General features: G+C 38.9%; 11 protein-coding genes. All 11 read left to right on the top strand.

The features are described from left to right. The first annotated feature begins 12 nt into the window (after nucleotides 1–12). The 11 genes from QWZ01_RS18970 (at nucleotide 13) to QWZ01_RS18920 (ending at nucleotide 13,003) form a co-directional block, all read left to right on the top strand. Nucleotides 13–2,307, top strand: coding sequence for an exopolysaccharide transport family protein (locus QWZ01_RS18970; RefSeq protein WP_290326069.1), 2,295 nt, complete (start codon nucleotides 13–15; stop codon nucleotides 2,305–2,307). Nucleotides 2,308–2,366: 59 nt separating this feature from the next. Further along, nucleotides 2,367–3,713, top strand: a complete 1,347-nt coding sequence (locus tag QWZ01_RS18965; protein WP_290326066.1) for a hypothetical protein — start codon at nucleotides 2,367–2,369, stop codon at nucleotides 3,711–3,713. Nucleotides 3,714–3,770: 57 nt separating this feature from the next. Beyond that, nucleotides 3,771–4,838 (top strand): glycosyltransferase family 4 protein, encoded by a 1,068-nt coding sequence (locus QWZ01_RS18960; RefSeq protein ID WP_290326063.1) that lies wholly within the window; start codon nucleotides 3,771–3,773, stop codon nucleotides 4,836–4,838. Next, a complete protein-coding gene (locus QWZ01_RS18955) occupies nucleotides 4,825–5,373 on the top strand; it encodes a serine O-acetyltransferase (RefSeq protein WP_290326061.1) in 549 nt (182 codons plus the stop codon). Before QWZ01_RS18960 ends, QWZ01_RS18955 begins: the two co-directional genes overlap by 14 nt. Nucleotide 5,374: 1 nt before the next feature. After that, nucleotides 5,375–6,523, top strand: a complete 1,149-nt coding sequence (locus QWZ01_RS18950; RefSeq protein WP_290326059.1) for a glycosyltransferase — start codon at nucleotides 5,375–5,377, stop codon at nucleotides 6,521–6,523. Nucleotides 6,524–6,534: 11 nt separating this feature from the next. Beyond that, nucleotides 6,535–7,722 carry a glycosyltransferase family 4 protein gene (locus QWZ01_RS18945; protein WP_290326057.1) on the top strand — a complete coding sequence of 396 codons (1,188 nt, stop codon included), beginning with the start codon at nucleotides 6,535–6,537 and terminating at the stop codon, nucleotides 7,720–7,722. A 180-nt stretch (nucleotides 7,723–7,902) separates the two neighbouring features. After that, on the top strand, nucleotides 7,903–9,357 hold the full coding sequence (locus QWZ01_RS18940; protein WP_290326055.1) for a lipopolysaccharide biosynthesis protein: 1,455 nt from the start codon (nucleotides 7,903–7,905) through the stop codon (nucleotides 9,355–9,357). Nucleotides 9,358–9,378: 21 nt separating this feature from the next. Continuing rightward, complete coding sequence (locus QWZ01_RS18935; protein WP_290326052.1) at nucleotides 9,379–10,275, top strand: glycosyltransferase family 2 protein; 897 nt, start codon at nucleotides 9,379–9,381, stop codon at nucleotides 10,273–10,275. A 40-nt stretch (nucleotides 10,276–10,315) separates the two neighbouring features. After that, the gene (locus QWZ01_RS18930; RefSeq protein WP_290326050.1) at nucleotides 10,316–11,209 is read left to right on the top strand and encodes a glycosyltransferase family 2 protein; all 894 of its coding nucleotides are present in this window, start codon (nucleotides 10,316–10,318) and stop codon (nucleotides 11,207–11,209) included. Nucleotides 11,210–11,277: 68 nt separating this feature from the next. Continuing rightward, nucleotides 11,278–12,630 carry a UDP-glucose dehydrogenase family protein gene (locus QWZ01_RS18925; protein WP_290326048.1) on the top strand — a complete coding sequence of 451 codons (1,353 nt, stop codon included), beginning with the start codon at nucleotides 11,278–11,280 and terminating at the stop codon, nucleotides 12,628–12,630. A 40-nt stretch (nucleotides 12,631–12,670) separates the two neighbouring features. After that, nucleotides 12,671–13,003, top strand: a complete 333-nt coding sequence (locus QWZ01_RS18920) for a hypothetical protein (protein WP_290326046.1) — start codon at nucleotides 12,671–12,673, stop codon at nucleotides 13,001–13,003. The last annotated feature ends 70 nt before the right edge of the window (nucleotides 13,004–13,073 follow it).

The following is a 13,073-nucleotide window of genomic DNA, read 5'->3' as shown; positions in this document are numbered from 1 at the left end:
AATACAGCAAACATGACAATAGAATTGGAACCTCAAAAAAGCAATGGTTTAAAAAACTTCAGAAAGATGCTTTTAAACCATTGGAAGCTATTTTTATTTAGTATGGTTGTATTCATAGCATTGGGTAAGGCATACCTTATGGTGGCTACTCCACAATACTTGATCAGTAGCGCGCTTGTTGTTGAAGCTCAGGCTGCTCAAGCAAGTCCTTCATCAGCTTTCGCTGGTGGATTATCAACCATAACTCCAGCTGAAAATTTAAAAAATGAAGGGGATGTTTTGCGTACCCGTAATTTGATACAGGAAACAGTTAAAACGCTGCACCTTAACGTTAACATATTTTCTGGCTCAGGATTACTGGCTCAGCAGATCTATGACGAATCACCGTTTGAAGCTTCTATAAGCAACCAAAAAGTTGATACACTGAAAAGAAAGATCTATAAAATTGAAGTGATCAACAGAGAAAGCTTTCATTTATCAAATGATGATGACGATCTGGAAGTTAACGGTCAGTTTGGTAAAGCTGTTAAGCTGCCTCAGTATGATCTTGTTATTCAACCTAAACCTCATGCGCCTATAGTACAGTCTGTTTATTCGGTTCAAATTACTTCAGAAGATGAAGCTATTGCTACCCTGCTGAAAAATTATGACGCTGAGTTTTCAGACAAAACAACCTCGGCTGTTGATATTACCCTGTATTATCCAAATGCAAAAAGAGGCGAATTGATAGTTGATCATTTAATGCGTCAGTATTTAAAAGATAACATATCTACCAAAAAAGCCAAAATTGATAGCATGCTAACATTTATCAATAACCGTATAGCCTTGGTTGAAAAAGAGCTATCAGGTATTGAAGGAAATTATGAGCAATATAAAGCTGATAACAGTATTGCTGATATCAATGAGCAATCAAGGGTTTTGGTGGGTAATGCTAATGATTATCAAAACCAATACAATAACCAACAGGTACAGTTAACTGTGATCTATCAGTTAGAAAAATTCCTGAAAGATCCTTCAAACAAACAGATCATCCCTGGTGCCTTAAATATTCAGGATGGCTCGTTTACTGCTGCGTTGAATGATTATAATGGATTAATTATTCAAAGACAAAAGAAGCTGTTATCATACACAGAAGAAAGCCCGTTGGTGGTAAATATTGATGAGCAGCTGGCTATCTCGCGCGAAAACCTGTTACAGAACATCAAGAGCTATAAACAAGCCATGGAAGCTAAAAGCGCTAAGCTTGGCGATCAAAGCAGTTTGGCTAAAGGCACACTGAAATCTGTACCAACAAAACAACGCTCATTGAATGATTATGGCCGTCAGCAAGAACTGAAACAGCAATTATACATTTACTTGTTGCAAAAGAGAGAAGAAACTGCTCTTGCTAAAACATCAAATATCCCTACTTCGCATATCATTGATAATGCAAAAAGTACAAAGGATCCTGCTAAGCCTTTAAAACCGGTTATTTACCTGTTATCTGCTTTATTAGGCTTTATTGTACCGTTTGGTTATGTAAATAACAAAACACAACCGCATGTAATTATCAGCTCTGAGCAGGATATTCAAGATCATACAGACGTTTCTATCATTGGTAAAATTGGTCATAGCACCCTCTCTAACCGTGTGATGATTGAAGATTCAGCCAAATCTGCCGTTACCGAAAGCTTCCGTACGTTACGAACCAAGATCCAGAACATCCTGAACTCCGACGAAACGCAGATCATCATGGTAACCTCCAGCGTTAACGGCGAAGGTAAAACCTTTATAAGTGCTAACCTGGCCAACATACTGGCAAAAACCGATAAAAAGGTATTGCTGATGGAACTTGACCTGCGTAAACCTAAATTATCTGAAATACTTAACCAGGATAGCTCAATAGCCGGTTTCTCTGATTATATGCAGGGCACTTTAGAGCTGGATGATATCATCAAACGTACAGAGTTAAACGAAAACCTGTTCCTGATTTCTTCTGGTCCGGTGGTTTCAAATGCCAGCGAGCTGTTACTGAACAAGAAAACCAAGTTTATGCTGGACACACTGAAAGAGCAGTTTGATTATATCATTATTGACAGCTCGCCAATGGGGCTGGTATCTGATGCCTTGATCCTGGAAAAATTTGCAGATATGACTATTTACATATGCAGGCATAATTATACCAATACCGAGCAGATTAACTTGGTAAACCAGCTGAAATCAAAAGATAATATCGAGAACATGTACCTGGTTATCAACGATGTTGATTTTGCCAAAGCCGGATACTTTGGTTATGGTTATGGCTTAGGCTACGGTAACGAAAGCTAAATCAAAAAGCTGCCTGATAACACTTAGCGAACACCATTGATTTTAATTGCATATTTAAAATGTACATAGCACAACAACCTGTAGAATTAGTACAGAATTCCAAGCTGAAATTTGTTAAACAGTATGTTAATCTGTTAATGCTGGTTTTCCCTGTAATTTCATTCCTGGTAATTCCGTCAATTCCCGGAACAACCATAATTACATTTTTTGCGGGTATACTATGCATTATTATTTTCATTATGCCATTGGGTGTAACCAAAGAAAAGTTTGTCAGGGAGCTTATGATCTTTTCGAGCATCATAATAGTTTTAAGTATATGCTCGCAAATGGTAAACCTGCTGAGCGATCTTAAATTGCCTAATGACATCTTTTTGCTTACCCTTAAAAATTATACACAGAATTTTTACCGGCTATCGCACTTAACCCAAACCTTGAATTTAATGGTTGGTTTTACCATCTATTTATATATCAAGTACTTTGCTGATAAAAAAACTATCACGTATATTTTCTGGGGAGTAAGGCTGTTATGTTTTTATGGCATTTATGAATTGCTTTTTTACCTGGTATTCCATACAAATGGCGACTTTATCGTAAACCGTACTTTCGGTTATGACAACAGAACAGCATCGCAGTTTCAAACCATGAACATGGGAGGTATCAGCGTGATCCGTATGACGAGCTATACCGGTGAGCCTTCCATGTTTGTATTCACCGCTTTCCCTTTCTGGGTATTGGCGGTAGGTTTAAAACGCAAGTTTGATATGTTCTTGATTTTAGGCTGCTTGCTTTTCACTTTTTCAACCACAGCTTACCTGGCCATTGTAATATTCCTGGGTTTTTGGATGGTTTATAAAAAAGAGTTTCAGTTAATATTTTATTCGCTGATAGCACTGGCTGGTTTCTGCTTTGTTTTACAGCTGGATATGTTTAGCCATGTATTTGACAGTATTTATAAAATAGTTTTTGCCAGCAAGATGAGTGGCTCTGCTTCATCATCACGTGACAGGATGGAGCATTTTCAGGAGCACCTTACTTTTTGGTCGAACATGAATATTTACAACGAGATAGTTGGCGTAGGATTTGGTTATGTACGTTCGACAGATTTTTTTAGTACTGTTATGGTTAATAACGGAGTACTTGGCCTTATCATGTTTACATCATTCTTTTATAACAAACTGTCATATAAAATAAAGCCCGAGCAGGTACAATTCACTTACAAAATTGCACTGGTGTTATTATACTTCATATTAATGACCACCGTGCCCGAGTTTGCCTACCCAAGTCTTTGGATATTTTTAGGATTGGCTTATGTTTTATCTGCGGTTCCTAAGAAAGTGATTTCTTCTGTTCAGCCCGATACAAATATGAGGCCGTATCAACCATTGCTGGCCAACAACCCAGCATAATTAGTTGCAGTTTTTGGCAGCCCAATCATAAACCTAAAATAATTTACAGTACTCAGGATGATCATTATCAATGGCAAGTTTTTACTCCAGAGAAGAACCGGTGTTCAGCGTTATGCATATGAACTTACCAACTTGCTTCTGAGATCGGAGCTGGAGGTAAAGATCATAGTACCCAAATACGTTGATATAAGTGCCTTTGAATTTCCCGAACACGTTTTTATAAAAGCCGGTGTTTTCAAGAATACCACATTATGGGAGCAGATTGATTTAAGTATACACCTAAAACGGAAAAAAAACGCACTGCTGATAAGCTTTTGCAATACAGGGCCGGTTTTATTAAAAAACCACATTGTTTGCATACATGATATGTCATATCATTATAACCCAAAATGGTTTTCAAAAAGCTTTTCAAGCTATTACAAAGTTTTAATACCGCTGCTGGCAAAAAAATCATTACACATAGTTACGGTAAGTGAGTTTTCAAAAAAGCAGATATGCGAAACGCTTGGGGTACAGAAATCAAAGGTTACGGTTATTAACAATGCTCCATCAGGAAAATTTGTTGCTCCAGGTCTTGATTCGTTGGTTTTTCAGAAAGATGATTTTTTTCTGTTTGTTGGCTCACATGATCCCCGGAAAAATATCCAGCTACTGATCAAAGCCTTCTCCCTGAAAGAGTACTGTTCGCTTAAATTGGTTGTTATAGGTGCTTCATCAAACTCGTTTCATAATGAAGATTACAGCGCAACCGGTAACATCAGCTTTGTAACCAATTGCGACGATCTGATGCTTGCCGATTATTATAAACGCGCCAGGGCATTGATCAACAGCTCGTTTTATGAGGGATTTGGTTTACCGGTTGTAGAGGCCATGGCAAGCGGTTGCCCGTTAATTATTTCAGAGATCCCGGCATTTGTTGAGGTTGCTCAGAAGAAAGCCAACTACTTTAATCCCAATTCATTATCAACACTTAAGATAGCGCTGAATAATTTCCTGAAAAAAACAGATACAGAGCTAAAGTCGCTGATCATCAATAATTACCAATTCAGTTTTAACTACGATTGGGAAATGTCATGTAATCAGCTGGTTAAACTAATTCATAAACTAAGGCATGAGCGTAATTAAAGATATCAAGTTTGACCTGTATCGGTTACGTACAGAGTTTGGGGCAGGGAACGCTATGGCGCTGCTGGCAAACAGAGGGGTTCATGCACTTATTAACTATCGCATTTCACACTATTTATACACCAAGAAAATACCGCTGCTGCCACTATTGTTAACCCGTGTAATACAAATACTTTACGCAATTGATATTGATTACAAGGCAATTCTGGAAGGTGGTATAGTAATTATTCACGGGGTAGGTGTTGTAATTGGTCAGGGTGCAATTGTGAGGTCAAACACCACCATTTATCACTGCGTAACACTTGGGCGTAAAAAACAAGGATTAAAAATACCGCCAGACGATGGCTTCCCGATCATACAACGTAACTGTGTATTAGGGGCTGGGGCAAAAATAATAGGCCCTGTCAGGATTGGCGAAAATTGTATTGTAGGCCCCAATTGTGTAGTAACAGAATCTATCGCTCCAAATACTATTATAAAGCTTCAAAGTGCCGCTTTTGAAACAAGGTCACTCAAACCAAAATTAATTTACTAATATGAATATAGCTATAGTTCAAGATGAAATTGTAAGAAGGGGCGGGGCCGAACAAGTTGTTTTAAGCTTTCATAATGCATTTCCTGATGCGCCTATTTATACCCTGAACTACAATCCTGAAACTTCATATCCCGAATTTAAACTTTGTAATATTAAAACAAGTTGGTTTGGTAAGTATATTAAAAGTGAAAAAAACTTAAAGCGCTTTTTCTTTCCATTTGGAATTTTAGCGATGAAGCAGCTTTACTTAAAGGGATTTGATGTTATACTGCAGTCAACTACACACTGTGCAAAGTATATTAAAACAGATCCTAATACCATAGTAATTACTTATTGCCATACGCCTTTCAGGCTGGTTTGGAACCCGGATTCATATGCGGAAATTTCAAATAGCAATTCCTTAAAAAGGAAACTGGTTAACCTGGTGATCAACCGGCTTAAAATTTTTGATAAGCAATCTGCCTTAAGAACAGATTACTTTCTTACTAATTCAAAAACGGTTGTTCCGCGTATAGAAGAGGCTTATCAGCCACCAATGGGAGTTACGGTTATTAACCCATCTGTTAAATGCGATAATTTTTATGTTTCTGATAAGGTAGGTGATTACTACCTGGTGGTTTCAAGATTTGAATACTACAAAAAGGTTGACCTGGTTATCGAGACATTTAATTTAATGCCTGATAAAAAACTGATAGTTGTTGGTAAAGGTTCGCGCGAGAAAGAACTGAAGGAGCTGGCTGGTGAAAACGTAACCTTCCTGAGTGGTCAAAGCGCAAAAGAACTGGCCGATTTATACGCTAATTGTAAAGCATTCATATTCCCGCAGTTAGAAGACTATGGCATAACTCCGCTTGAAGCCAACGCGTCGGGTCGGCCGGTTATAGCATACGGCAAAGGAGGGGTGCTGGATACCATGATCCCGCTTAAAGATGATGCATCAAAAGCCACCGCGGTATTATTCCCTAAGCAAAATACCGATGCTTTAAAACATGCTATTGAAACTTTTGAGGTTTCAAACTTCGATCCTCAATTTATAAGACAACACGCGGAAACTTTTGATGATACCTGCTTTGTAAAAAAGATCAGAGATTTTGTTGGAGAAAAATTCATTTCACATCAAAACAAGTCTGTAATTGTAAACGAACTTTAAAACCTATCACCGTGCGCATTTTGATATTTAATACTTTTTACTTTCCCAAATTTGTGGGAGGGGCCGAGGTATCAGTTCAGCTTTTGGCAGAGGGACTGGTGAAGAAAGGTAATCAGATATTTGTGATAACTTTTGGCGATAAGTTTAGCATTGACCGGATTAACGGGGTTATAGTGATCAGAATTAAGCAACGGAATATTTATTCAAGCTTTAATAACGAAAAGCACTCCAAACTGGCCAAAACAATGTGGCACATAGTTGATTCCTTTAATCCGCTATACGTGTTTTTCATTTACTCGCTGGTTAAACGGATAAAGCCCGAAGTTATACATACCAATAACATCATGGGTTTTTCGCCAAGCCTGTGGGCGCTTATCAGGTTAAGGAAGGTGCCAATTGTACACACCATGCGCGATTACTACCTGATGTGTCACCGAACCAACATGTTCAACAACAATCACTCATGTGAGCATCTGTGTAAAGACTGTAAAATTACCCATGCCCTGAAGAGTAATTTTATGAACTACCCGGATTATTTTGTTGGTATAAGTAACTATATCCTTAACAAACACAATTCGCTGATAGATAATGAAAAGCCAAGGGCTGTGGTATACAACGGAGTTAGTGTTAATGGCGGGGCAAAAGGTATTCATCACTCAGATAAACTCACATTTGGCTACATGGGTCGTATAGCTCCGGATAAGGGAGTTGAATACATGATAAAAGAGCTGGCCGCCTGCACCGAACAAACAAAGGCCAAATTTAAACTGCTGCTGGCAGGCCGGGGCGATGCAGATTACATAGATTATCTGAAAAGTATCGCTAATGGTTTTGAAATTGAATTTGCCGGAGTGCTTAAGCCTGAAGTATTTTATCAATATATAAAAGTGCTGATCGTGCCTTCGTTATGGCCCGAGCCATTTGGGCGCACTGTTATTGAAGCTTTATCATTTGAAGTGCCTGTTTGTATATCGAACAGCGGAGGTTTAACAGAACTGCATGATGAGATCAGTACCTGGCTTTATACCCCGCAGGAAACGTACCTAAGCACATTGGTTGAATACATTGCCAACAATCCGCAAAGCATCGAACAGAAAAAAGCACATTGCCTTGCCAGCGCCAAACGCTTTGATCAACGTCAATATGTAGAAGGTTATCAAACCATTTACAATGAAATTAAAAATTCTTATAGCGTATAACTCGGGTAGCTATGCGCAATTCACAAACACAGCGGGCCTTTTAATTTTACTTGTATTTAAAGAATACAAGGCCCCAAATTACAACTCAACCAACACGGGCTTTCAGTTTGTTTGTTAACCTCAACTTACCGGCCTTTTAACTGCACCGGACATTCTAACTTACTTTTACCTCTCATATAAATGATAGATTATCAAGCAAAATCTGATAAAAAACTTGTAGCACAAGGTATTTTATGGAACTGTATACAAATGGTTGTAAACCAATCATTTGCTTTTATTATCAAACTGGTTTTAGCAAAGCTGCTGTTCCCTGTACAGTTTGGTTTAATAGGTATGGCTACCATATTTACCGGCTTTGTTCAGGTACTTAATGATTTAGGTGTAGGTGCGGCACTGGTTCAGCGTAAAGACAAACATTTGTTTGAAGAGCACTTCCACACCGCTTTCTGGACAGGGGTTACCTGGTCGGTAGGGTTATACCTCATTATGAGTTTTGCTGTAGGCCCATTAGCAGCCATGTTTTATAACCAACCTATGCTGGTTACCATTATACCGGTGTTAAGCTTAGCCATTTTATTTAGCCCGGTTAACCTGGTTCATAAGGCGCAGCTTACCAAAAGCATGGATTTTAAAAAGATAGCATTTATTGATAATGCATCAAACATAGCTGCTGGAATAATAGCATTGGCGCTGGCTTTTTGGGGTGCAGGTGTTTGGGCACTGGTATTTAACTCGGTAGCCATTGTGGTAATATCAATGCCGCTTTATTTTAAAGCAACCGGCTGGCTACCCAAGTTTATGTGGAGCAAGCAAGCTTTCAAAGATATTTTTGGCTTTGGCGCTTATACAACCGGTTCAAACATATTGAACTACATGTATAACAATATTGATTACCTGCTTATAGGTAAACTATTGGGCGCATCTGTCTTAGGTATCTATACACTTGCATTTGTACTTACCGATACCTTCAGGAGCCGCATCATGGCCGTTATCAATAACGTGATGTATCCTGTTTACGGCCGCAAACAGAATGATGCTTTGGCCTTGAAAGGATATTATCTGAAAGTGGTGCAATTTAACTGTATTGTAGTTTTCCCGATCATGGTTTTCTTTATTGTGTTAGGTAAACCGTTTGTTGAAAATGTATTCGGACTTAAATGGCAGGATGCCGTTGTTCCGCTGCAGATCTTAGCCGGTTCGGTTATGCTGCACATCCTGGTTAGCGGTAACACAGCCTTATTACGCGGAGTTGGCCGCCCGGGTTTGGAAATGAAATTGCAAATTGTAAAGGCCCTGATTTTTTTACCAACCCTTGCATTTGGTATTAAATATAACGGCATTGTAGGCGCTGCATGGGCTATATTATTTAACAAGTTTGTAGTAGTGGTAGTTGCGCAGTATAGCTTTACCAAGATCTCAGCAGTTAAGATCAGGGTACTTGATATGTTAAAGGCCATTAAAGGCCCGCTGGTAGCATCACTTGTTTCATGTGCCGTTGGTTATGCGTTTGCCGTAGCGCATTTACATTACCTAAGTGGGGGTATAGCGCTGTTCATTACCTATTTCCTGGTTGTATTCTGGTTAATGAACACGGAGCTCAAGGCAATATTCAAGTTACTTAAGGGTTCAAATTAATCTCTTTTCAAGATTTTGCTTATGAAAATTTCAGTAATAATACCCTGCTACAATTGTGCTGAGTTTATAGAGAGAGCGGTTTCAAGCGTTTTAAATCAAACACTGAAGGAGTATGAAATAATACTGGTTGATAATAACTCTACCGATAATACTTTTTCCAAATTGCTTGATCTTCAAAAAAGTAATCCGAAAGTTATTACTGTATTGAGCGAGCTTACCAAAGGAGCACCCGCTGCCAGGAACAAGGGTATTGCAGAGGCTAAAGGAGAGTATATCCAGTTTTTGGATGCTGATGACGAGCTTAAACCAACAAAACTTGAATTACAGTATTTAATGGCCGAACGCATGCAGGCCGATGTAATAATTGGCAATCATGTTTTGGTTTATTCTATTAACAATAAGATCAAGACACATACTAAATATGCCAACCCTAAACCATGGGAGGGGCTCATCAACTCAAACTTAGGCATCACCAGTTCAAACCTTTGGAAAAAGGAAAGCCTGATAAAAGTGAATGGCTGGGATACGCTAAAAACATCATCGCAGGAGTATGATCTGCTGTTCAGGTTGCTAAAGAGCGGTGCCAAATTTGCTTACGAACCTTCACTGCTAACTAATATATACAAGGCAGAAAGCTCCATATCAAAAAGTACGAACAAAAAACGGCTTGAAGAGATAATTACCAACCGGATAGACCTGCGTAAAAATATCAAAGCATATCTGGAAAAAAACGATCTGCTTACGCCAAAGCTCAACCGGATGATAGATACCTACATCTATATGGAGCTGATGACCAGGCTTGATGATATTCCTGAATTTGCAAATGATTATCTGAAAAATAATTTGCTTGATATATCAAAAGGGAAGGTTTTTAAAACCCAGCTAAAACGCTACTTAAAGCCTCTTAAAATTGCTTAGTAACAAAAAGATCTTTCACACACTATAACTGATAAGTTTCATGCCTAATACATTTGTAACCGTTATCATACCAACGTATAACGATTGGGATTGTCTTTCTCTTTGTCTTGATGCTTTGTCAGTTCAATCATACCCGCATGAGCTGTTTGAGATTATTGTAGTTAATAACAAACCTGGCTCCGTACCCCCTGCAGGGTTTAGGGTACCTGATAACTGTAAAATAATTGACGAAGCTAAACCGGGTTCATATGCATCGCGCAATGCCGGGATCAATATTGCTAAAGGTGAAATTATTGCATTTACAGATTCGGACTGTATCCCTGATAAAAACTGGCTGATTGAAGGCGTAGCATATATGCTTTCCAACCCACAAATTGGACGGATTGCCGGAAGGATAGACTTATTTTACCGCTCGCCCAAATTGGTGAATGTTGAGTTGTACGAAAAGATATATGCCTTTAACCAGGAGCTCTACGTTAAAAACGATGCTACAGCCGTAACAGCAAATATTTTCACTTATAAAAAGTCATTTGATGTAGCCGGCCTGTTTAATGAAAATCTAATGTCGGGCGGCGACTATGAATGGTCGGTAAGGGCACAAAAAGCGGGTATCCCTATCCATTATGTGGATACTGCTATTGTTAACCACCCTGCGCGTTACAATCTGGATGAGCTGGTAACAAAAGCTAAACGAGTAGGCGGAGGTCAGGCCAAATTTTCGGCCGATGGTAAGGATAGTTTACTGAAAACCATTACCCGATTTATTTACGACCTGCGGCCTCCGGTTAAAAGTATCACGCTTATCAACTCAAGAGGCAAGGATCTGAGCTTATTACAAAAGCTAACCGTTTTTCAATTACGGTACTACCTTTCAATAGTTACCGCTTATGAAAAGTTCCTGGTTAGGAAAGGCAAAACACCATCACGTGTGTAACAAACAGAAATTTAATACCCCATCATTTAAATAATTAATTATTAATCATTTAACCTTATTTATCCTTTATGAATATTGCAGTTGTAGGTACTGGTTATGTAGGCCTTGTTACAGGTACATGTTTAGCGGAAACAGGAAACAGAGTTGTTTGCGTTGACATTAATCAACAAAAAGTGAAAATGATGCAAGAAGGCCACCTGCCAATTTATGAACCAGGTCTTGAGCAACTTTTTCACCGCAACATTATTCAGGATCGTTTACACTTTACTACCAAGCTTGAAGAAGCTATATCAGATGCCGAAATTATTTTCATGGCGCTGCCAACTCCTCCGGGAGCAGACGGCTCTGCAGACCTGACCTATATATTAAATGCATCGGCAGATATTGCCCGTTTAATTACAGATTACAAGGTGATCATCACCAAATCAACCGTTCCGGTTGGTACTGCCGATATGGTTAAGGAGGTGTTTGAAGCCAATACCTCAATAGAAGTTGATGTAGTTTCAAATCCTGAGTTTTTACGCGAAGGTGTTGCCGTTGAGGATTTTATGCGCCCAGACAGGATTGTTATCGGCACCGAAAGCGATAAAGTTAAAGTGTTATTGAGCCGCTTATATCAACCATACGTAAGGCAGGGTAACCCGATCATATTTATGGATCAGCGATCATCTGAACTAACTAAATATGCCGCTAACTCATTCTTGGCAACAAAAATCACCTTCATGAACGAAATTGCTAACCTGTGCGAAAAGGTAGGCGCCGATGTTGATATGGTGCGTTTAGGCATAGGTACTGATGACAGGATCGGCAAACGCTTCTTATTTTCAGGTATCGGTTACGGCGGCAGCTGCTTCCCTAAGGATGTTCAGGCCTTGTCAAAGTCGGCTAACGAAAATGAGTACGATTTTAAAATATTGAACGCTGTTATGGATGTTAATGAAAAACAAAAATCCATCATCGTACAAAAAGCAAAAAACTATTTTAAAAATGATCTTTCAGGATTGAAGTTCGCCGTTTGGGGCCTGGCTTTTAAACCAGAAACAGACGACATCCGGGAAGCACCGGCAATCACCGTGATCAGAGAGCTTTTAGCTGCAGGTGCAACAGTAACAGCATTTGACCCGGAAGCCATCAATAATTTTGATAATTATACCAACCTGCCTGTAAGTTACGGACAAAACCCGTATGAGGTGCTTGATGGCGCCGATGCCTTATTGATCCTGACCGAATGGGCTGTTTTCAGAAATCCTGACTTTAATGAAATGCAGGAACGCTTAAAAAACAAAGTGATTTTTGATGGCCGCAACCTGTATGATGTAGCGTCAATGGAGCAGTTAGGTTTTTATTATAACAGTATAGGCCGCCCTTTAGCAAATGTTACCAGCCATGCCAATACCTATGGGCATGACTCATCGAAATAAGTAATAAATCAATTTTCATGGACTACTAAAACTTAAAGTTATGCAGTTGAAATTATGTAAAAACAAACCCTTCCTGAAAACAAAGGGTTTCTCCACCTTCCACATTGAAATATTTAATCAAATACTGCTGGATAAAACAAATCGCCGCATTAGTATTGAGTATGGTTATACCATACAATCACACTCGGTGGTTGATCATTCGCGCAGGGTAATGTATAAGTTACTGGCTTTGGAAGGTCTTTCACGGGCCGATCATTACAGCCACCTGAAATACCCGCGTAAATATTTGTTCTGGTGGAAAAATTTGCTGGATAAAAACCGCGATAAATTGTACGCCTGTGCAAAAGAGCCTAAATTTTATATTGAAGATTAAGGCATGTCGTAAGCACCAATAAGCACTTTTTAAACTTGATATTCTAATTGAAAATTTTAGTTCAAGAAAT

Origin of the sequence: Mucilaginibacter aquaedulcis (genome assembly GCF_030409325.1) — a bacterium.
GTDB lineage: Bacteria > Bacteroidota > Bacteroidia > Sphingobacteriales > Sphingobacteriaceae > Mucilaginibacter > Mucilaginibacter aquaedulcis.
Note: the sequence above shows the minus strand (reverse complement) of the source record. Positions and strands in the feature narration are given on the sequence as shown.